Below are 21,055 nucleotides of genomic sequence, written 5' to 3'. Positions count from 1 at the left end.
CGCCCCCCCCCCCCCCGCCACTACCGCTAGAGCTTCAACATCATCCGCAACAGGTACATCAGCAGCGGCAACGCGCTCAGCACTGCACCACCGATGCCGATCCACGGCCAGCGCTCGCCGCGCACGCGCGAAGCCACCGCCAGACCGCAGCCCACCAGCGCCGCGCCCAGCACCCCCACGCCCAATCCCGCAGCCATGCCATTGCCGCCTGCGGCCACCGCCGCCTGCGCAGCGAGGCTGCCCGCGCCCCAGCCCACCACGATCCCCAGCCAACTGGCCACGCCGCACCACGGTGCCTTGCCCTTCGCCATCCGAAAACCCCTGTGTCCTTGCCGAATTTCTGTACGGACCACGCCCGTGTGCTGCCTACACTAGCCGCACCTGCCCCGTCGGGACATCCCATGCGCACGCTCCGCCTGCTGCTGCCCGGTGCCCTCCTGCTGCTCACCGCCTGCGGTGGCGACGCCGGGCTTCCTTTCAGCGCCGACCCGTTGCAGGGCTGCTTCGCCACCGGCGCGCGCAAACCGGCCGATTTCCGCATCGACAAGGAAGGCGGCCAGTACTTCGTCTCGTTCAGCCGCGGCGAGCAGTGGCAGCGCGAGCCGAATGCCCTGCACAAGGCCACCCGCAGCGAGATCAGCCGCTACTTCCGCGATGACGCGGAGCAGATCGACAGCGCGTTGATCCGCATGGCGGGTGGCTTCGGCATCTTCCACTTCAACAAGGGCGCGACGCTGAAGGGCAAGGCCAGTGATAGTGACTACATGGCGCTGATGCTGATCGGGGCTGGGCCTGTGCACGCGGTCAAGTGCCCGTAAGACGCAATGATTCTGATGGCGGCTCAGGGCAATATGGGCACATCCTGTCTTCTTTGAGGAGCGATGCCAATGCTGCTGTTTCTGCTGCTTGCGGTGAGCGCGCCGAAGACCCAGGGTGCCTAGGACGAAGTCCGGCAGCTGCCCGATGGCCAGACCCTGATCATGCGCACCCTGGACTGGGATCTCGGTGATGGTCGCCATGAGCGCGTCACCGTGCATTGGCTGATGCAGGAAGACGGCAGCCTGCGCTACGACTTTGATCGGCAGTCACCGGAAACCCAGGAGGTCCACCGTCGGTCGTGCGCCCGTGTAGGCATGCAGCCGTCGCGTGGCGTCGGCATGCTCTCGGGGGAAGGGACCACACACGGCTACAGCTGCACCAGCCAGCGGTAGCGCCGAGCCCTCGCTCGGTTCCACCCGTCTACATCCACGCATGGCGTGGATCTACTGCAGCAGCCACACGTGGCCCCGGCAACAGCTGCGGTACCATGCCCTCCCCCGAACCGCCCCGGTACCCGCCGTGCCCCATTACACCGGCCCCCTGCTGACCCGCGACAGCGCTGACACCCTGCGCCGTGCCCATGACAAGGGCGCTGCTGAATGGCAGGGCTCGCTCGACCTTGGCCGCGGTCAGGACAGCGTGGTGCTGGATGCCGACGGCTTCCACTTCCGTGGTCAGCGCTACCCGTGGCCGGGCAAGCTGAAGGACCGCACGCTGTACTACTGGGACGGCGAGGACTTCGCACCGATCTCGCGCTACAGCGGCTCGCTGATCAAGCTGGTGCCCACCGAATGGGGCGCACCGACCTTCGAGATCGACGGCATCAAGATGCTGCCGACCTCCAAGCTGTCACCGTTCGAGGATGCGCGCCGCAAGGTCGAGCTGGTTGCCCCGGCCGGCAAGGTCATCCTCGATACCTGCGGCGGCCTGGGCTACTTCGCCGCCTGCGCGCTGGAGGCCGGTGTCGGCCAGATCCGCTCGTTCGAGAAGAACGCCGATGTGATGTGGCTGCGCACGCTCAACCCGTGGTCGCCGGATCCGGACTCGGCCGCCGCCGGGGGCCGTCTGCAGTTCAGCCACGGCGATGTCTCGCAGCAGATCGAGCAGGTGGCAAGCAACAGTGTCGACGCGATCCTGCACGACCCGCCGCGCTTTGGCATCGCCGGCGAGTTGTACTCGCAGGTGTTCTACGACCACCTCGCCCGCGTCATCCGCAAGGGCGGCCGGCTGTTCCATTACACCGGCGCGCCGAACAAGCTGACCAGCGGTCGCGACGTGCCACGTGAAGTGGCCAAACGTCTGGAAAAGGCCGGCTTCAAGGCCGAACTGGCGCTTGACGGCGTGCTGGCCGTCAGGCGCTGAGCTTCATTCCGAATCCACCTTGGCCAGCTTCATCACCCACGAAGGCACCTCAGGTTCACCGGCGTAGAAGTCCTTCGGTTTCTTCTCCGCCATCGCCCAGCGGTGCAGCCAGCTCGGGCCGTAGCGGCCACTGTAGCCTTCGGCCCCGCGTGCATAGGCCGGGTCACGCATCGCCTCATCCAATGAAATGAAGCGATAACCGCGGCGCTTGGTCGCCGCCACCAGTTTGGCAAATGTGGCTGCATTGAGTTCGTTCGCGTGCATCAGCCAGACCTGCGGCAGCGCGTAGCCCAGCAGCGCCAGCGACTGCTTCTCGTAGTAGTCCAGCTTGTTCAGCATGTACGGCACATAGCCCTTGCGCAGCTGTGCCAGCGTCGCCTCGCGCGCCGGGGAATCGGGCTGCTCGTTCATCACGTTGGCATAAGCGAATGCCCACACCCACTCGCCGTTGTCGACCGTCACCGGCGCCACGCGGTAGCCATGCTGCTTGAAGAACACGTCCATCTCCGCGCGTTCTTCCGGCGTGCGCCCGGCACGCAGATAGGGGTGACGCATCCACTGCGGTTTCAGTCCGCGCTCGGCCAGCAGCGGCCGCAGCACCGTCTCGCCACGCAGGAAATCCTGCTGGAACGCAGGCACGCCCTTGGCGTTCAGATCCATGTGCGAGTAGGTGTGGTTGCCCAGCACATAACCGGCGTCCAGCCAGTCGCGCAGCATCTGCACCCGCGCCGGCTGCACCTGCCCGTCGATCTCAAGCTTGTTCCCGTTGACGAAGCCGACCACCGGCACACCCGCCTGGTGCAGCTGCGCCATCAGCGCTTCATGCCGCGACTGCAGGTCCGGCGGAACGATCTCGTCCACCCGCGCCCAAGGCAGGTCGTCGATGGTCATCGCGATCCGACGATCCACTTCAGCGGCGTGCACCGCCAACGAACACAGCAGCAATGGCACAGCACGCAGCAACCAACGCATCAGCACATCCTTGCAGGAGCGAAGTGCTGACTTTAGCGCGATTGGGGGCGCGTGGCCGGTCACACGCCCGCTATGGGCTGGGCGACTGCACCTGACGTTCGCGCACGATCGCCCGCCACAGCATGAATCCCGCAGCCATCGCCATCACCATCAACGCGACCAGCACCAAGGCAAGGTCATCGGGATTGCGCAGTAGCGGCGCGTGCTCGCGGGTGAGGATGCCAAACACCACCTCCTGCGCCTGTGCCAGCGGCAGCCGGCCCTGCTCGCCCAGTTCCACCAGGCACGCCGCTGGGGACAGTTTGGCCACGCTGGTCCATGCCATGTCGTACAGGTGCAAGGCCCTGAGGGCCAGCGCCAGGATCGCGGCATGCAGCGCCATCACCCCCCAGTTGGCGCGTCGAAGGCGTTCCGACACGCGGCCCAGCCGGTAGACGCTGATCGACATCGCGCCCAGCAGCGCCAGTACCACGCCCGCCATCGGAATCCACTGCAACGGTTGCCACGGTGCAAGCGCAGCGGACCGCGCCAGCAGCTGTTCGGCCACCTGCATGCGCGCGACCGGATCGGGCCCACCGCATGCGTCATCCACCGGCTCCAGCAGCAGCCCCACGCGGTAGTGGAAGAAGCCGGCTGCAAGGGCTACCGCCAGCAGCGCCACCACCTGCAGTGCCAGCAGGATCGGGCCGGGACCACAGATGCGACAGAAGCGGGCAGCAGCAGAGACCATCGGTTCATCCGTGACAACAAAGGACCATCCTAACCAAGCGCCCTGTGATTGTCGGCTGGCGGATACGACAACCGCCGCGTGGTCCCGGTAGGATGTGGATGAGCATGGATGGTCGTATGTAGAGGTGTTGTGGATGGTCACGCTGTATCTGTGGGTGCGAACGCTGCTTCCGCTGCTGGCGTTCGTGATCGCGTGGGTGCTGCTGTCGCGCCTGATCAAGGCCCGCGTGGCGCGCCTTCCACGCGTTCCCTTGAACCTGCCCGAGCACAGCAGCAGCCCGCGCAGGAAGGACCGGCGCATCTACGCACGCAAGCTGCGGCGCAGACCGGGCCTGCGCACCGCAACGCGCCCGGCCACCGCGCCGCGCAGCTGGAATCTCGCCGCGGTGTTCGTTTCGTTCTCCGCATTGATCGCCGCCGTGCTGGCCTTGCCGGATGGCGCGCGCTTCCAGGTGATGGTCGAGAGCCTCACCGGCTACCCGGCCACGATTGCTGAAGTACATGTTCCCGCTGCCGGGCAGCCCCTCGTGCTGCAGGCGTGGCAGCCAGCGCTTACCCAGCTGTCACGGCCGGTAGCAATGCGCTACCCGATCGGGCGCACCGGCGGCCAGCATGACGCGCACGCCACGCTACCGGTACAGGTGAGGCATCAGGGTGATCGGCTGCAGGTGGCTACGGCCGTGCCGGTGGATTCCGCGCTGCTGCATGCGGAGCTTGCGCGCTTGGCGGGGCTGCCGGCTGAGGCGGTCACGGTTCGACAGATGACGATTGCGCCGTGGGTGGAATCGGGTTGGATGCCGGTGGCCGACCGGTAGAGCCGAGCCTGCGCTCGGCTGCTGTTGCCCGCCGACCAAAACCACGTTCTGCGCGCGCAAGCCGGGCATGGCTCGGCTCTACCGATCAGGATCCCCGCGGCAACTTCGCGGCCCACATGTTGTCCACCAGATTCGGATAACGTCGCCCATTCTCTTCCGCCCGCTGTCGCGCCGCCTCTTTCTGTGCAGGCGATAGCGGCTGCGGGGTCTGGCCCTTGGGATTGGGCTTCTTCCACGGGGGTGTCTTGGTCTGGCGCATGGCCGCAGCTTACTGCTTCAGGAAGTTCAGCAGCGCCAGATTGAAGTGGTCCGCATGGCTGGTATTGCACCCATGTGGTGCGCCTTCCAGGATCACCACTTCGCTGCCCGGAATGGCCTGGTGCGTGCGCTGGCCCGAGCCTTCAAACGGCACGATGGCATCGCTGTCACCGTGCAGGATCAAGGTTGGCACCGTGATCTTCTTCAGGTCTTCGCGGAAGTCGGTGGTGGCGAACGCCTTCATGCACCCCAGCGCTGCGGTCTGGTCGGATTGGTGGCATAGCGCGATGGCCGCCTGACGCGTCTCTTCAGTCACCCTCAGCTGGCCGTTGGCACTGAAGAAATCGCGGGTGAATCCATCGAAGAAGGCTTCTCGGTCCTTCTCCAGACCGCTGCGCATTTCATCGGCCTTCTCCTGGGTGAGCGGACCTTCCGGATTGTCGTCACTACGCAGCAGGAACGGCGGCACCGCCGCCGCAAACACCACGCTGTGCAGACGGTCCTGGCCGTGGTTGGCCACATAGCGCGCCACCTCACCGCCGCCCATCGAGAAGCCGACCAAGGTGACGTCGCGCAGGTCACGCTCCTCGATCAACCCAGCCAGATCTGCCGCCAGCGTGTCGTAGTCGTAACCTTCTGCCGGCTTGTCAGAACGGCCGAAGCCGCGCCGGTCGTAGCTGATCACCCGGTGCTGCGCGTCGCGCAGGATCGACACCTGCGTCTTCCAGGCGTCGGCGGACAGCGGCCAACCGTGAATCAGAATGACCGGGCGACCGTCGCCACCGGTGTCTTCAACGTGGAGGCGGATGCGGGAAGCAGGCATGGGAGCTCCTGTGGAAGGGGAGGATTTCAGACTATGGGCTGGCCCCTATCGCGACCGTGATGGAATCGCCGGTCGCCATGACATCGCCTGCACAGACGACGGCCCAAACGCTGAAGCCGGGCCGCGAATGCCGGCATTCACTCCGTGGAAGGGCCGTTTCGTCGGACGCCGGCTGCAGCCACCCAAAGGCCGTGCGAGCCTGCGTGAACCCTCCTTGGAGCCTCGCCATGCTGCTGCTCACCCTGCCCCTGCTGGCCGCCGGCCTCGCCGCCGCACCCGTGTCCTCCGATGACCTGCGCGAGCAGATCCGCCAGGCCGACACCCAGCTGTTCGCCGCCGCCTTCGAGGCCTGCGATGCCGACAAGGCCGCCGCGATGACCACCCAGGACATGGAGTTCTTCCATGACAAGGATGGCAAGTCGGCCAGCAGCCGCGAGGACTTCCGTCGCAGCGTGGCCAACATGTGCAGCAATGCGCGCAAGGGCGGCTGGAGCCTGCGCCGCGAGCGGGTGGAGCCTTCGCTGCAGGTGTTCCCGCTACACGACGAGCGGGCGCTGGAGATCGGCGACCACCGCTTCCATGAACGCGGCAAGGACGGCGTGGAGCGCTGGGTGGGCCAAGCCCGCTTCATCCAGGTCTGGCGTCGGGTGGACGGGCGCTGGTTGGCCGAACGGGTGATCAGCTACGACCATCGGCCGGCGGACTGACCCCTCGGGCGCGCTTCACGGGCCGGATCTATACTTGGGGGGTTCACCCACGACTCACCGCTACCGTTCGATGGCCATGGCAGAGATCACCCCCAACCACCCCGACTACGGCCTCAACCAGCAGATCCGCCAGGGCGTGGCCGCACTGGATGCCCAGCACGGCCGTGCGTTCGACCAGACCAGCGAACGCCTCACCGCCAGCCTGACCGTGCTGGCCCGCGAGCAGGGCCTGCAACAGGTCGACCACGTGCTGGTCAGCAACGCCACGGCCCAGCATCCGGCCGGGCACAACGTCTTCGTCGTGCAGGGCGACCCGGCCAATCCGGCGCACCTGCGCGCGATGATGCCGACGGCGGTGGCGGCGCAGACGCCGGTGGAGCAGTCGATGCAGAAGTTGGGGGTGGGTGTGCAGCAGCAGGTCGAAACCCAAGCGCAGGAAATGCAGAATCCCGCGCCGCGGCTGGGGTAAACGCTGCAGCTTGAAAAGGGGGCAGCGCATTGCGCCCTGCCCCCGCGTTTACAGCCTGGGCACCGCAGTTACAGCTGGATGCGCGCCACGCTCTCGTCAGCGCCCTTGTCGTCCTTCTCGCCGTTCTTGATGCTCACGAACAACACGTTGTTCTTCGCATCCAGCGCCAGGCTGTTCGGGTGGGTCGGCACGGCGTAGGTGGCCACCTTCTGGTAGCTGTCACTGTTGTAGACCGTCACCGTACCGGCTTCACGGTTGGTCACGTACAGGCGCTTGCGCGGTGCATCCAGCAGGATGCCCAGCGGGCCGGCATCGGTCGGGATGCTGGCCAGTTCCTTGCCGTTGCTGCGGTCGAGCACCAGCACGCGCTGCCCCGGATGCTTGCTGACCAGGCCGCTGCTCTTGGCCTGGTAGCCACGCAGGAATTCCGAGCCCTGGTCGGTCACAAACAGGCGCTTGCCGGCCGGGTCCAGCGCGATGTTCATCGGCTGCTCGGCGGCGATCTTGTGCTGCGCCACCACCTTGTTCGAATCGGTGCCCACCACCACCAGGTCGGCCAGCAGGTTGCTGGTGTAGACGCGCTTGTTGGCCGCATCCAGCGCCAGACCCGGCGCCTTGGCATTGCCCAAACCGTCGATGGTGTTGATCACCTTCAGCGTGTTCGTATCGATCACGAACAGCACGCTGCTCACGTCCGGCTGGCTGCTGTGGCCGGTCACGTACAGGCGGTTGGCGGCGCTGTCGACCACCAGCTCGCGCAGGTCGTGGGTGTAAGCAGCCTTGCCGTCCTTGCCGGTCTTCTTCTCCATCAGCTGGATGGTGCCGACGGCCTTGTTCTGTGCGGTGTCGACCACGGTCACCGACAGGTCCACGGTGTTGCCCACGTACAGGCGGTTGTGGGCGTCATCCAGCACCACGCCGAACGCTTTGCGCTCCAGCGGGATGCGGGTTTCCACGGCCAGCGTGGTCGGGTTCAGGCGCAGCACCTGGGCCGGGCCGGCGTCATCGCCGAAGCCGCCGGAGGAGGCCACGAACACGGCGTTCTGCTTCGGGCTGTAGGCCAGCTCGTACAGGCCCTTGGCCACGGCCTGGCGCTGCACGGCGGCGGTAGCACTGGCGGCGGGTGCGTTGTCGGCGAACGCCGAGGGCGCGCCGAGGCTGAGCGAAACGGCAACGGCCAGCGCGGCCGAGCGGAAAAGAGGATTACGGAACATGCGAGCGTCCTTGAATGGGCACGGGAAGGTGTCCTGGCTCGCTGGGCCGTACTGCGACGGCCCGCCCCGCATCTGTCTGCGCAGGGTGGGCTGGCTGGGGTTGCGGGGGAATGGTAGCAGGTGGGGGGCGTGGCGCGCGTCTGCGCGCGTATGGCAGACGCGCGGGTTACTGCTCCTTCAACCGCAGCGAATCGGCCACATCGATCGTGGCCGCCACCTCGGTGGCGATGCTGGCGCGGCGGTGCCCCGGGTCGTTGCGATCGCCCTGCACGATGAAGATGCTCTCGGCTGCATGACTGCTTTTTGTCGGCCGGCTGAGCAGCACGTGGTCCACCCGCGAGAGATTGTTCTGCTTGGCCAGCACCAGCAGGCTGGCGCTGATGCGCTGGCTGGCGGCATCGAACGGGCGCCCGTGCGCGGCGTCCAACTCGGCCACTTTCTGGATCAGCTGCGAGAACAGGCGGTGGTCTGGATGCGAGGGGTCCAGCAGCGTGCCGGCCACTTCAATCGGCGTCGGCGGCGGTTCGTCGCTGGCACGATCGCCCTGGCGATGGTGCTCGGCCTCGCGCTCGGGCATCGCGTGATGGGTTTCAGCATTCAGATCGCTGCCCGGGAAGGGCGGGGCGATGCACTGGATTTCCGGCAGGTTGAACAGCACCGCGAACTCGCCCAGGTTGCTGCCGCCGTCCAGCGGCGCCGGCAGCGGATGCAGGCCCGCGTAATGCAGCGCCGCCCAGACGAAATCGCTGCAACGGTTGATGGTGGCCGGGCGATCCACATCGAATTCGAACTCGGCCGGTTCCTCGGCGAAATCACGCAGGCAGCCGTAATGCTCCTCGGTGATTTCCAGGGTGCGGCTGTAATACGGGTCCAGATGCTCGTCGGCATCGTCGTGGCGCACCTGCGCATACTGCACGCCGGCGCGGATTTCGCCCGGTGCCTGGCGCGGTGGTGCGAAGCCGTAGCTGTGGGCCTCGTCGCCCGCGGCCACCTGCAGGTACATGTGGCCGCGCGGCGAAATGCCCCCACTTTTCAGCGGAGTGCCGGGGGCGGCCAGATAAAGCGTTGCGGTGTAGCGTGTTGCCTGCTCCATGCCTGTTCAGCCTTGATGGGTGCTGCGGTCCTGAGCGGATGATGGCATAGGTGGGATGGCGGGCAGGTGGAGGAATAGAGGAGGCCGATCGCGGCTTGCTGAATTTGTGAGCCAGCGTGCAGTAATCGGCCTGCGCGTGAGCGAGATCCCGGCGGCGACTGGAGCTTGCCATTCCACCGTTCTATAGTCGTTTCGATCATGCAAGGGAATCGCCCATGAGCAGAGCACCGGCTTGCCGGCTTGCCTCCTTCGCCCTGGTGGCCGTGCTGAGCACCACCGCCTGCGCGAAGGCCCCATCCACGGAAAAGGCCCCGAACGGAACCCCCATGTCCGAAAGCGCAACCAGCCCACGTACGGTGGGCGGACAGACCTACACGACGCAGCCGGTGGAAGCTCGGCTTGGCCCGCACCGCTTCATGTTCCCGGCCAACCTTTACTACAACCAGACGGGCCCCCTGGCCGATGGGGGCGTCATGCTCACCGTGTTCTGGCCTGATTTCGATGCAGCGCCTCCGGGAAATCGCCCGGTGCGCAGCACGCAGGACAGCCGACGGCAGGTGCTGGTCGAGCTTAGATACATCGATCGCGTTCCCATCCAGAACTATCTGGCACGTCGGTCTAGCAGTGAGGCCGCCAGCGCGCCGGGATCACTGGAGCGAAGGGACCCGGTAGAGAACCTTGCGCTGCGTGTTGCACAACCCGAACGCTGGGGTCTGACGCCGTATGCGATCGACCCATCGTTGATGGCAGCCTATGCGAAGGATTCGGAGGCCGCGCTGGGCAGGCCTTACGTGCGCAACCCGGGGATGGAACCAGACTGGTATGTCGCGCGCGCCACAGATGGCCAACTGGCAACCTTCATCAGCTGCGACCCGGCAGACCGCATTCCTGACGGGCTCACGATTCAGGGCAAGACACTTGAACGCGCCGGCGAAGGCCAGATCGCAATGTGCCGCCATTCCATCGTGGACCTGGGCGACAGCATCGCCATCGAGATGAACTATGCACGGGTCATGCTGAGCGACTGGCAGCGCCTGGAAACCAGCGTGCGTGACCTTCTGAGCCGATATCGCGTTCAGCCGTAAAACCGCATCTCAAGGATGAACCATGAGCGGACTTACCGATAAGGACATTCGTGTCCTGTCCTCCTACGCGAAGGAGGGAAATCGCGAGCTTTATTGGAACTATCTCGCGCAGCTTCCCGACAATGATGGCTACGGCCTGCTGGCGTTGGGTGTTGTGCGCAACGACAGCCTCCCCGGCCGGGTGGCCAACAGCTTTGCAACCGCCGTTGCCGAGCAACAGGCCACGCTGTTCGGCAACGAGAAGAACGTAGCGTTCACCGAGCGCAAGCAAGAAACCTTCGGCCAGGATCTGATCAGGAATGACCTGGCGGAACGCAGAAGCTGGGTGGAGGCCGGCAGGCCCGATCTGGCACTCAACCTGCCCTATACGAGCACGCTCAAATCCCACGATGTTTCGTTCGAAAAGAACGACCTCAATGTGAACTGCTGGACGCCGCGTTTGCTGCTGCTGTCCACGGAGCATAGACGCGGCGAGCAAGCAGCCGAGAAGGTCTGGCAGAACATGCTGGACAACAGCGCTGCCGGCGCATTCCGTGCCGGCAAGACGGCGGTCAGCGTGCACCTCGATATGCCGCAGCCCGCCGGGCATTTCTACTTCGTTGAGCTGAGCAAGTTCGAGGGCGCGGCGATCCTGCAGCGTGACGCCGTCGATCCGAACGTGATTGGTACCAAGTTCGACTATCACAGCTACGACCCAAAGGACGGCAGCTGGAATCGCACAGTGGGCGTTCCTCCGATGGACAGGACAACCAAAGAGACCGATCCCGCCGAGATTTCCGCGTTGAACGAGACTCGCGAGGTTCGACTGGAGCGGGAGGCCAAGGCGAAGCAGTTTCATCCTGAAGATCCCTACAGAGAGATCGCCAAGAGCCCGCGCGTGGTGTCTACGCAGGAGCCCGAGCCTCTCTCTACGGAAGGACGCCGAATCGCGGCGATAGCGCCAGGCAGCCCGGACTACGCGCTTCACCAGCAGATTCGCCAGGGCGTCGCTGCACTGGACGAGAAACACGGCCGCCCCTTCGACGCGACCAGCGAGAACCTCGCGGCCAGCCTGACGGTGAAGGCACGCGAGCAGGGTCTGGAACAGGTGGACCATGTGGTGCTGAGCAACGCCACGGCCAATCAGCCGGCGGGTCACACGATCTTTGTTGTACAAGGCGACCTATCTGACCCCGCCCACCTGCGTGCAGGCATGCCCACTGCCGTGGCTGCGCAAACGCCGGTGGCTGAGTCGCTGCAGCAACTGGCTGTGGTTAGCGACCAGCGCGAGCTCGCCCGTCAGAATGAGCAGCAGGCGCTGGACGCACGTACTCAGGAGCAGCAGAGCCATGCCATGCGCATGGGCTGATCGCCCGGGTTGAGGCGACCTCCCTCGGCGCCAGAGATCGCAGTCTGTGAGACCTCCCAAGGTCATCCTCCCCTGCTTCGGGAGGATGACCATGACCAAGATCGACCCTGCATGGCTGGAAGCCTTCGACAAGGAGCTTCTCTACCTGTTCGCCATCGACCATGGCGACGCCGGCATGGATGAGTACCTGCTGGGCTGCTATGCAGACCTTTCGCCGCGCGAGGCGGCGCTGGCGTTCGGCAGCGACTACGACTTGGAGCGCGACGATGCGCTGTGGCCACGGCCTGGCGTGGCGCTGCAAAGTTAAGCTGTGTCGCAATCGGCACGCTTCGAATCTCAGACCTGCGGGCGGACTGTCGCTTTTGAGACCCCGACCCTCTGCAAACCGTGCTTTTCAATGCGCATGCGAGCGGTAACTTAACACCGGCCGAAACCACTGCACCGCAAGGGTTCCGCTGACGGCGTGCCATGCAACAATGCCGTAAGCGTCAGCATTTAGGGCCTCTTCGGCCTACGGTTTCTTGGCATCTCGCAACCATGCGAGTACACCTTGGCGTGCCACCGAAAAAGGGTGGCGCGGGACTCGAAAACCCGTGTTTATGCCAGCTGTATGCGCTTGCCAGCCGACGTCACCTTTTGTGTGGCGTCGGCTGGCAATCCGTTCGCGTTCCATGGCGGGCGGTGCGTGGGGGTCTTCGGACCCGCCGGTCTGGCATTTACCGGTTTTCGAGCCCGCACCGTCCGCCACCTTTATTGGTGGCGCTGCTATCTGTCCTGTACGGAGCATTGCCATGAACACATCGGACTTCCGTTCCCTGCACGCGCAGTACGATCCGGACAACGCCGAACCCGAGCGCGAACCGTCCGTCGATCCCAACGCCTTCGTCGCCACGCTACGCCGTATCGGCACCGGTGCAGCTGCGGACGGCCAGCCCTGGCCGGAGCGGCATCAACTGCCTGGGCGGTGCCTTCAGTTGGCGGATGCGGATTGCGCATTGGCGGGGCTGCGTGTGGTAGCGGAGCTGATGCTGGCTGCGGAGCGGACTCGGCAGAACGGCGCGCCCGAAGAGTATTTGGGAGACCGGGTGATGGAAGGGTTGAAGATGGCGTGTGTGGCGTTGACTGCGCAGGTGGCTGAGCGGTTGCATGTGCGGGAGTAGAGCGCGCCTCGCTGCGCACATCGAATGCAATGCGCGGATCGTATGCACGGTCCGAAGCATTCTCCGCTGTCTGAGCCTTTAGCCTCCAGCACTGGCCTCACTATGCCGAGCCGGACTTTGCTTGCCCTGACGACGGCAGCGCTATTGGGAATGATCATTGGAGGGACGTACGCGCCAGCCACCACAATGAGTCTTGAGAACTACCCAAGACTCACTGACTCGGAGTTTGCCCTGTTTCAGGCCGAAGCCGAGAGCTTCGCCGAAGCATTGGCTTGCCAAGGCGTCATCGTCGGAAAGCATGATTCCAGTAGACGCTTCTTTGATATCAGCGTACGCGGCGATGCCGTTCTGTTCGTGGACAACTCTGGGCCGAGTCTTCTGATAGTCACTATGTCTACGGTCGCAAGCGATGTAATGGAGCTACAGCGCTGGAAAGATGGATGGGGCTCACCAGAGAGACGCAGGAGGAACCTGAGCGCACCTGAGAACAGCTGCCCTAGGTCTGTGCCCAAGTAGGTCCCCATCTGCACCCTGCCCCGGCAGCCAAACGCGTCAATCAATGGCGCAAGGAACCTGGTTCTGGCTAGAATCCTGGGCACTTAGCTTCTGGGACAGAGATCTAGGATGGAACTCCCATTCGAGGTGGGCGCGCTCTACAACCGTCAAAAGCAGATCCACGGTGTATTTGGCGGGCAACAGCAAGGCGGCATTTCGACACCCAAGGAGCATCCGCTAGTCATCGCGTTCACTGGCGAGGCCGGCGTGTCTCACGGATACCATGACTTTTGGGACGACGACGAAGTCTTTCATTACTTCGGCGAGGGTCAAGTCGGAGACATGAAGTACGTGGCGGGCAACCGAGCGATCGGCGAGCACGTCAAAGATGGCAAGACGCTAGTAGTGTTTCAGATGATGGGCAAGGGGCGGCCCTATCGATACCTTGGTAGGTTTATGTGCCAATCCTCCTATGTCCAACCTGGCATGCCGGATCGAGAAGGGCAGCCAAGATCTGCCATCGTGTTCCGCTTGAAATCTCTGGAAGCCTCGCTGGGGCTCGCGGCAGGTGAGACGGACCAAGCCGAGATCGATGCCGCTATCGATGGCGCAGGCGAGACCACCACAAAACGCGAAACCGAAGTGCGGACGAAGCAACGCCTCTTCCGTGAGCGGCTGATTGGCGTTGAGAAGGGTTGCCGATTGACTGGCATTGAGGATCTAAGGTTCCTTCGCGCGAGTCATATCAAACCGTGGGCAGATAGCACTCATAGCGAGCGCGTTGATGGCGAGAACGGGCTTCTGCTGGCTCCGCATGCGGACCTGCTGTTTGATCGGGGGTGGATTAGCTTTTCGGCGAGCGGTCGCTTGCTCGTTTCGAATGACCTACCCTCCGACGTTAAGGGTAGAATCGGTCTGAACCTAGATGCATCTCTGCGGCGTGGACTCTTCTCCCAGAGACAGCTCAGCTTCTTGGATTTTCACCGAGACGTTGTTTTTGATATGCCCCGACGTATCCACGCCTACGGTAGCGGAGCTCCTTAGAGTCCAAGTTTCCTCGTAGTGCCTGCCTTCCCGCCGTCAGACTTTTGCCCTTGTTAATTGGGACCACCTGCGGCAAGTCTCGGGTCAGTGCGGGACTATCCATCACCCTTGCCACACCATAGCCTAGATGGCCCCGCTCCACCTCGATCGCCAACGCCTCGCGATTGGCCTCATCGACAATGATCGGCTCCCTGAGCATATTCCCCTCGGCATTGCGATCTAAGACCAAGTCCATCGACCAAACCCAGTTGGCGGCCTCCGGCCTGAGCAACGGTTAGAGTTCGCCCAGCTGCACCTTCTTCTGCTTGCATCGACCTTCAGCTTGCATCGACGCACCTGCAACTTGGCGTCCTGATACAGCCGCCCGGCTCGCCTCGAGCTCACCGGCCACTGTTCCTGCCGCAGCTTTCCGCCATTAACGGCGGTCCATCTCCTCTGTTCCCACTTAGCTCTACTTTCTCTCACCTTTGCAAGACTGCCTCGCATGGGGGGGCGATACGGAAGCAGAGCGGCATCTCATGACCCGGAGCTTCCAGGAAAAACGAAACGAATCCTCATGATTTCCACAATCAGAGCCCAGCTATTACCCCCCCTGGGAGCACCCAACAATTTTATGGCCAGTTTCACTTGAAATTACAATCAAAACCAATGGAACGCGAGCTCTTCCTCTGGGGAAAACTGGGAAACTATCCTACATTTCTTTCGTTCATTTACCAGATCAGCTTCATAGCTATTCTCACCATTCATCGCCCCCACCTTAACTCCCAGACCCCATTCAACAGGATAATAGTGTTTGGCAATTAGCATTGAGAATGCCAATGGAGTTAGCTGCCGGCGCAGCGCCCATCTATTTTCACCATGAACTCCGATATGCATATGGGAGCACGGGTGGGTTAAAGGAACGTACTGATCTGGAGCATTCTCATACCTAAATATAGGAACGCTACCACGATAAGTTAATGCACTTACTAGCTGCCCAAAATCCTCATCCTGCAACAGGCCACCCTCCAGCATGCCCTTATACTTTCTAAACTTACCAAGAGCCTGATTGCTTGAAACGTACGGATTTGGATAGTACGCAAACCTAACATTATCATAAGACGACCATCCAAACTGAAAGAACGAATGATCATAAAGAAGAATATTAAAATAAGATTTGCGTAGACAGTACGAATATAAAGACTCATGAGTGGCGCAATCACTCATTATCATTTCGCGAAACTCTAAATCAACGGACAGAGGATCAGGACTGGCAAAACTCTCCGCCATCAGACTCCCCTCAAAGAATCTCCAGCTCGCATATATTCCTTCAACGACCGCGCGACGATCCATCGCCTTCCTCCAGAAGATCCAAAGCCTCGTCTTCAGTGAATCCTTCCTCCCGCAACTTCCTGAGGTACTGATCCCTAATTTTTTTGATTGCAACCTGCTTTTTCCCGAGATCTCTCTGAACAATATTAATTGTCTTGAGATCCGGCATATCGAACTTCAGCTCCGGAAATTCTTTCAAAGCAAGATCAATTTCGCCAATCAGGCCCGCGGCAACCTCCCCCATTCCACTCACTCTGATCCAAGCTTTGGATCGAGTGAGAGCGGTGAAAACTTTATTTCGGCCAGATCGCGTCCTACGCCCCGCTCCATCCAATCCAACAACAACCACAGCAGGAGCCTCATTCCCCTTCGCCTTGTAAATCGTGGACAGAGTCACGCGTCCCTCAGCAAAGAAGGGCAAGTCGGAATATGAATCTGCGGAAAGATTGTGACTACTGATTCCGGCAATCGCGAGAGCAGAGCTAATTTCTTTAAAATAGTGCCTAACATTCCTGTCATCCAGGCACACAACGATTATGTCATGCGGATTCAGCCCACCTGCAATGAAGGATTTCACTTGCGACGACGCCCAACTAATCTCTGCGTCGAGCGATGAAGCCACGTACTTATCGACAATCGGGTAACCCTCAACATCTCCAATTGAGAGTGGGCTATTCGATGCGGGGCGTCTCACTATGACTTTTGAGCCGGGAACATCCAGATTCCCCTTAACCATCTCATAGCCGACGTCACCCCAGTGATCTGCGCTCTCAAGCATTTGGACCATCTGGCCATAGATACCGAACCCCAGAGCATGAGCTACAACTAATACCTCTCTCTGATTTCTATAACACTTACTTAGGACGATGTCATTCTCTGCTCCTCTAGGGAGATTCGCGGAAGCTCGGTCCAGTGAGACAATCGCGCCTTTTTCATCCGACCCAAATAGCTCTTCTGGAGAACGGATCTTTACGTCCAGAATATTCTGAAGCTCATCATAGGCCCAGACAATATTCTTTTTATCTCGCTCCCCCTTTGTCACAGCGTAGGCAAGCTGATAGAAGCTAGACGGGAAATCCTGCCCCTCATCAATCAGGAAATAATCATAGAACTGTTGATCGCCCGTAGCGTTTTTTAAGTAGGTTGCACATGCATAATCAAAAGGATCCATTGCACCCGAAGATTGACGCGCAGCCGGAAAACTAAGCGAATCAAAACCTGCGCGAATGCATGCATCGTGATACACGCCGGGCAACCTTGTTCCACCCCAGCCATGACGGACATGGATCAGAGTCCAGTTGGGATCCTCGTCCTTATAGTGCCTGTAGAATTTTGTAATCAGATTGCGAATCGTTTCATTGAGGCTCTTCGTATAGAAGGTGACCAATATCCTGGCATCAGGATGCGTAAGGTGAAGATGTGCGGCTTTCATTGCCAGGATGATCGTCTTTCCCGATCCTGCAAGGCCCCTTATCCGCTGAGGCCCCGTCACCGTGGAAAGAGCAGCCCTTCTTTGCTTCTCGTCAAAATTCGCGATATCCGATTCGAGACGAACAAGAGCCGCCGCTGCTCTCTGAGTATTTGGATCAGTAAGCGCTCGCTTGATCGGCCTGGTAAGCGCTTTGGCCCCCTCCACTACAGATCTTGCCTCAGCCATGTCTTGCTCGCTTAAACCGCCAGCACTAGCTTGTTCTTGAATAAAGTCCCTCAAGCGCTCTCTTGAGGTTATTAAGGGAAGTTCCACCTGGCTGCTCACAGTAGCCGGAACTTGCCAGCCTGGTGCGTAGATCACAGGGGTTACGTCGAATTTCAATGACGAAACAGCGCGCCGCAACTGCCTGCTCTTCAATAGGCGTCCAATTAGAATGCTGCAGAACTGTGATATCTCATCTTCGATATCGGCCAATGCTCCGTTGTTGCCTGAAGCCATTTCAATAGCACTAAGCGCTCTTATAGCAAGAACCCCGTGGGTAGGACTCAACAGCAAGGCGCTGGGGGTGTGTATTTGCGCCTCATAGTCTCCATAGGTGGGGAAGTCGTAATAAAAGACCGCCTCGTCAAGTGAACTCCCCATTTGGGAAGACTGGAGGGACTCCAGCAGCTCGCGGCCCGCCACATCCTTCTCGTAGCGATCAGTCGTTAGAATCACTTCAAGCGCCATAAGCTTGCATCCCTTTTTCCGAAAGGTCTCAATACCTGCAGCCCCATCTTCGCGCAAAAAAAAGGGGAGGCCAATGCCTCCCCTCTTCAATAAACGGTTTACGCCTAATCAAACCCCAACAGGATTAGCCTTCTCCGGATCAATCTTGTACTGCTTGATCGCCCGGGCCACATCCTTCGCGGTCATCTTCCCTTCCTTCGCCAGGGCCGCAATCGCGGCATGCGCGATGTAGTAGCGGTCAACCTCAAAGAACCGGCGCAGGTTGGCACGCGTATCCGAACGACCAAACCCATCCGTACCCAGCACGGTGTACGACATCGGCACGAACGCACGGATCTGGTCCGCATACGCACGCACGTAGTCGGTGGCGGCAATCGCCGGGCCCTGGCGGCCTTCCAGCAGCTCGGTCACGTAGGCCTTGCGCTGCTCACCTTCCGGATGCAGGCGGTTGGCACGTTCCACGTCGAAACCATCGCGACGCAGTTCGTTGAAGCTCGGGCAGCTCCAGATATCGGCGGTCACGCCGAAGTCCTTGTCCAGCAGCTCGGCGGCGGCAATGGCTTCGCGCAGGATGGTGCCTGAACCCAGCAGCTGCACACGCAGCTCGCCCTTCTTCGGCTTGCCGGCGTCGGTCAGCAGGTACATGCCCTTGACGATGCCTTCGGCCGCGCCTTCCGGCATTTCCGGGTGGGTGTAGTTCTCGTTCATCAGGGTGACGTAGTAATACTCGTCAACCTGGTCTTCCATCATGCGCTTGGTGCCGTGCTGCAGGATCACCGTCACTTCGAAGCCGAAGGTCGGGTCGTAGCTGCGCACGTTCGGGATGCCACCGGCCACCAGATGGCTGAAGCCATCTTCGTGCTGCAGGCCTTCACCGTTCAGCGTGGTGCGGCCGGCGGTGCCACCCAGAAGGAAGCCGCGGGTACGCATGTCGGCGGCCTGCCAAGCGATGTCGCCCACGCGCTGGAAGCCGAACATCGAGTAATAGATGTAGAACGGCAGCATCGGCACGTTGCTGACCGAGTAGCTGGTACCGGCGGCCATCCACGAGCTGATCGCACCCGGCTCGCTGATGCCCTGCTGCAGCACCTGGCCGCTCTGGTCTTCGCGGTAGAACATCAGCTGGTCCGCGTCCACCGGCTTGTACTTCTGGCCGAACGGCGCGTAGATGCCGATCTGGCGGAACAGGCCTTCCATACCGAAGGTACGGGCTTCGTCAGCCACGATCGGCACGATGTGCGGGCCCAGTTCCTTGTCACGCAGGGTGATGTTCAGGCTCTGCACGAAGGCCATGGTGGTGGAGTAGCTGCGCTCGCCGCTGCTCTTCAGCAGGCGCTCGTACGCTTCCAGCTTCGGCGCCACGAAGGTCTTGTCGGCCTTGCGGCGGCGCTGCGGCAGGTAACCGCCCAGCGCGGCACGGCGTTCCTGCAGGTACTGCACTTCCGGCGAATCCGCGCCCGGGTGGTAGAACGGCACCTGGCCGTCGGCCAGCTGCGCGTCGGTCACCGGAATGTTGAAGCGGTCGCGGAAGTGGCGCACCGCTTCGTCGTCCAGCTTCTTGGTCTGGTGGGTCGGGTTCAGCGCTTCACCGGCGCTGCCCATGCCGTAACCCTTCACGGTCTTGGCCAGGATGACGGTCGGCATGCCCTTGGTGTTCACGGCCTGGTGGTAGGCGGCATACACCTTGTGCGGGTCGTGGCCACCACGGTTCAGGCGCCAGATGTCGTCGTCGCTCAGGCCGGCAACCATCGCAGCGGTTTCCGGGTACTTGCCGAAGAAATGCTCGCGGGTATACGCGCCGCCGAAGGCCTTGCAGTTCTGGTATTCGCCGTCGACGGTTTCCATCATCAGCTTCTTCAGGACGCCGTCGCTGTCCTTGGCCAGCAGGGCATCCCAATAACCGCCCCATAGCAGCTTGATCACGTTCCAGCCGCCACCACGGAACACGCCTTCCAGTTCCTGGATGATCTTGCCGTTGCCGCGCACCGGACCGTCCAGGCGCTGCAGGTTGCAGTTCACCACGAAGATCAGGTTGTCCAGGCCTTCACGGCCGGCCAGGGCGATGGCACCCAGGGTTTCCGGCTCGTCGCTCTCGCCGTCGCCGATGAAGCACCACACCTTGCGGTCGGACTTCTCGATCAGGCCACGGTTTTCCAGGTAGCGCATGAACTGCGCCTGGTAGATGGCGGCCAGCGGGCCCAGGCCCATCGACACGGTCGGGGTCTGCCAGTAGTCCGGCATCAGCCACGGGTGCGGGTACGAGGACAGGCCACCGCCGTCCACTTCCATGCGGAACTTGTCCAGCTGCTCTTCGCTGATGCGGCCTTCGAGGAAGGAACGCGCGTAGATGCCCGGAGCGCTGTGGCCCTGGATGAACAGCAGGTCGCCCGGGTGGTTTTCGCTCGGGGCGCGCCAGAAGTGGTTGAAGCCCACGTCGTACAGGGTGGCGCCGGAGGCGAACGAGGCGATGTGGCCGCCCAGGTCACCCGGCTTGCGGTTGGCGCGGACCACGGTGGCCATCGCGTTCCAGCGGATGATCGAACGGATGCGCCATTCCAGCTCGGCATTGCCCGGGCTCTTGGCCTCGAACTGCGGTTCGATGGTGTTGACGTATTCGGTGGTGGGAGAGAACGGCAGGTAAGCGCCCGAACGACGGGTCAGTTCCACCATGCCTTCCAGCAGCTGATGCGCGCGCTCGGAGCCCTCGACATCAATAACGGCCTTCAACGACTCGATCCACTCCTGGGTTTCCACAGGATTCGGGTCGTTGTTCAGCACCTCGTTCAACCAGTTCATTAGCGCTCCCATAACCGCACGCACGCGCGCGACTGTTGTATAGATTTCTAGACCGCAAAGTGTAGCGCACCAAGGGCTTTCGTCACTTGGCTACGCAGGCGTATGGATGCAACCGGCCAGTGTCCGCAAGGGGCTTGCCGGGCCCGCTGACGGCCCTGCGGCGGGCCTTGGCGGCTGCGCAGGGTGTCGCTTCCGGACCGCTGCGCCCATGCGCAGGACGCAGTGTTACCGCTGCCGATGACGGTTGTAGGGCAGCGTGGCGAACCTGCTCGCGAGTGCCCCGGCGCTGGCGCTGAACCGGCGACAACGTGTCGCACCCGCCTCTGGATCGGCGCTGGCCTTGGGCCCAGGGTAGACCGCGAGTGAGGGGCCAGGTGGCCCTGCTCCCTTCCAC

Annotated in this window: 20 protein-coding genes; 11 read left to right on the top strand and 9 right to left on the bottom strand. The window is 62.1% G+C overall.

Annotated elements, in window-relative coordinates:
• Window positions 1–26: 26 nt before the first annotated feature.
• Window positions 27–311, bottom strand: a complete 285-nt coding sequence (locus R1H25_RS11775) for a hypothetical protein (protein WP_004139696.1) — start codon at window positions 309–311, stop codon at window positions 27–29.
• 90 nt (window positions 312–401) lie between these two features.
• On the opposite strand from R1H25_RS11775, the gene R1H25_RS11770 reads away from it, so the two are divergent.
• The 3 genes from R1H25_RS11770 to R1H25_RS11760 all read left to right on the top strand — a co-directional run bounded on the left by R1H25_RS11770 (window position 402) and on the right by R1H25_RS11760 (window position 2,181).
• Entirely contained in the window at window positions 402–818 is a 417-nt protein-coding gene (locus R1H25_RS11770) for a hypothetical protein (protein ID WP_317223666.1), read from the top strand.
• Window positions 819–980: 162 nt separating this feature from the next.
• Window positions 981–1,211, top strand: a complete 231-nt coding sequence (locus R1H25_RS11765; protein WP_373695561.1) for a hypothetical protein — start codon at window positions 981–983, stop codon at window positions 1,209–1,211.
• A 127-nt stretch (window positions 1,212–1,338) separates the two neighbouring features.
• Window positions 1,339–2,181, top strand: a complete 843-nt coding sequence (locus tag R1H25_RS11760) for an MnmC family methyltransferase (RefSeq protein WP_317223665.1) — start codon at window positions 1,339–1,341, stop codon at window positions 2,179–2,181.
• Between the two features lie 3 nt (window positions 2,182–2,184).
• Here R1H25_RS11760 and R1H25_RS11755 read toward each other — a convergent pair whose 3' ends face one another.
• Entirely contained in the window at window positions 2,185–3,153 is a 969-nt protein-coding gene (locus tag R1H25_RS11755; RefSeq protein WP_317223664.1) for a polysaccharide deacetylase family protein, read from the bottom strand.
• Window positions 3,154–3,223: 70 nt separating this feature from the next.
• A complete protein-coding gene (locus R1H25_RS11750) occupies window positions 3,224–3,883 on the bottom strand; it encodes a hypothetical protein (RefSeq protein WP_154348419.1) in 660 nt (219 codons plus the stop codon).
• 133 nt (window positions 3,884–4,016) lie between these two features.
• On the opposite strand from R1H25_RS11750, the gene R1H25_RS11745 reads away from it, so the two are divergent.
• A complete protein-coding gene (locus R1H25_RS11745; RefSeq protein WP_317223663.1) occupies window positions 4,017–4,697 on the top strand; it encodes a hypothetical protein in 681 nt (226 codons plus the stop codon).
• A gap of 268 nt (window positions 4,698–4,965) precedes the next feature.
• Here the strand turns inward: R1H25_RS11745 and R1H25_RS11740 are convergent, their stop codons facing one another.
• Window positions 4,966–5,778 carry an alpha/beta hydrolase gene (locus R1H25_RS11740; protein ID WP_317223662.1) on the bottom strand — a complete coding sequence of 271 codons (813 nt, stop codon included), beginning with the start codon at window positions 5,776–5,778 and terminating at the stop codon, window positions 4,966–4,968.
• A gap of 227 nt (window positions 5,779–6,005) precedes the next feature.
• On the opposite strand from R1H25_RS11740, the gene R1H25_RS11735 reads away from it, so the two are divergent.
• Window positions 6,006–6,485 carry a nuclear transport factor 2 family protein gene (locus R1H25_RS11735; RefSeq protein ID WP_317223661.1) on the top strand — a complete coding sequence of 160 codons (480 nt, stop codon included), beginning with the start codon at window positions 6,006–6,008 and terminating at the stop codon, window positions 6,483–6,485.
• Between the two features lie 76 nt (window positions 6,486–6,561).
• On the top strand, window positions 6,562–6,954 hold the full coding sequence (locus tag R1H25_RS11730) for an XVIPCD domain-containing protein (RefSeq protein WP_088479466.1): 393 nt from the start codon (window positions 6,562–6,564) through the stop codon (window positions 6,952–6,954).
• Window positions 6,955–7,022: 68 nt separating this feature from the next.
• On the opposite strand, the gene R1H25_RS11725 is transcribed toward R1H25_RS11730, so the two are convergent.
• Window positions 7,023–8,168: a YncE family protein gene (locus R1H25_RS11725; RefSeq protein ID WP_317223660.1), complete on the bottom strand. Its 1,146-nt coding sequence runs from the start codon at window positions 8,166–8,168 to the stop codon at window positions 7,023–7,025.
• A 166-nt stretch (window positions 8,169–8,334) separates the two neighbouring features.
• On the bottom strand, window positions 8,335–9,261 hold the full coding sequence (locus R1H25_RS11720) for an XVIPCD domain-containing protein (protein ID WP_317223659.1): 927 nt from the start codon (window positions 9,259–9,261) through the stop codon (window positions 8,335–8,337).
• Between the two features lie 215 nt (window positions 9,262–9,476).
• On the opposite strand from R1H25_RS11720, the gene R1H25_RS11715 reads away from it, so the two are divergent.
• From R1H25_RS11715 to R1H25_RS11695, 5 genes are all read left to right on the top strand, one after another.
• Window positions 9,477–10,346 (top strand): hypothetical protein, encoded by an 870-nt coding sequence (locus tag R1H25_RS11715; RefSeq protein WP_317223658.1) that lies wholly within the window; start codon window positions 9,477–9,479, stop codon window positions 10,344–10,346.
• Between the two features lie 22 nt (window positions 10,347–10,368).
• Window positions 10,369–11,694, top strand: coding sequence for an XVIPCD domain-containing protein (locus tag R1H25_RS11710; RefSeq protein WP_317223657.1), 1,326 nt, complete (start codon window positions 10,369–10,371; stop codon window positions 11,692–11,694).
• Between the two features lie 91 nt (window positions 11,695–11,785).
• A complete protein-coding gene (locus tag R1H25_RS11705) occupies window positions 11,786–12,001 on the top strand; it encodes a hypothetical protein (RefSeq protein WP_317223656.1) in 216 nt (71 codons plus the stop codon).
• Window positions 12,002–12,485: 484 nt separating this feature from the next.
• On the top strand, window positions 12,486–12,854 hold the full coding sequence (locus R1H25_RS11700) for a hypothetical protein (protein ID WP_171956374.1): 369 nt from the start codon (window positions 12,486–12,488) through the stop codon (window positions 12,852–12,854).
• Between the two features lie 624 nt (window positions 12,855–13,478).
• Complete coding sequence (locus R1H25_RS11695) at window positions 13,479–14,393, top strand: HNH endonuclease signature motif containing protein (protein WP_317223655.1); 915 nt, start codon at window positions 13,479–13,481, stop codon at window positions 14,391–14,393.
• Window positions 14,394–15,032: 639 nt separating this feature from the next.
• Here the strand turns inward: R1H25_RS11695 and R1H25_RS11690 are convergent.
• From R1H25_RS11690 to aceE, 3 genes are all read right to left on the bottom strand, one after another.
• Window positions 15,033–15,725: a DUF2290 domain-containing protein gene (locus tag R1H25_RS11690; protein WP_317223654.1), complete on the bottom strand. Its 693-nt coding sequence runs from the start codon at window positions 15,723–15,725 to the stop codon at window positions 15,033–15,035.
• The gene (locus R1H25_RS11685; protein ID WP_100477448.1) at window positions 15,703–17,865 is read right to left on the bottom strand and encodes a DEAD/DEAH box helicase; all 2,163 of its coding nucleotides are present in this window, start codon (window positions 17,863–17,865) and stop codon (window positions 15,703–15,705) included. The genes R1H25_RS11690 and R1H25_RS11685 overlap by 23 nt, the downstream gene beginning before the upstream one ends.
• A gap of 108 nt (window positions 17,866–17,973) precedes the next feature.
• Window positions 17,974–20,661, bottom strand: coding sequence for a pyruvate dehydrogenase (acetyl-transferring), homodimeric type (aceE, locus tag R1H25_RS11680; protein WP_317223653.1), 2,688 nt, complete (start codon window positions 20,659–20,661; stop codon window positions 17,974–17,976).
• Window positions 20,662–21,055: the final 394 nt, after the last annotated feature.

It is taken from the genome of Stenotrophomonas veracruzanensis, from assembly GCF_032911525.1.
In the GTDB taxonomy this organism is placed as follows: domain Bacteria; phylum Pseudomonadota; class Gammaproteobacteria; order Xanthomonadales; family Xanthomonadaceae; genus Stenotrophomonas; species Stenotrophomonas africana.
Note: the sequence above shows the minus strand (reverse complement) of the source record. Positions and strands in the feature narration are given on the sequence as shown.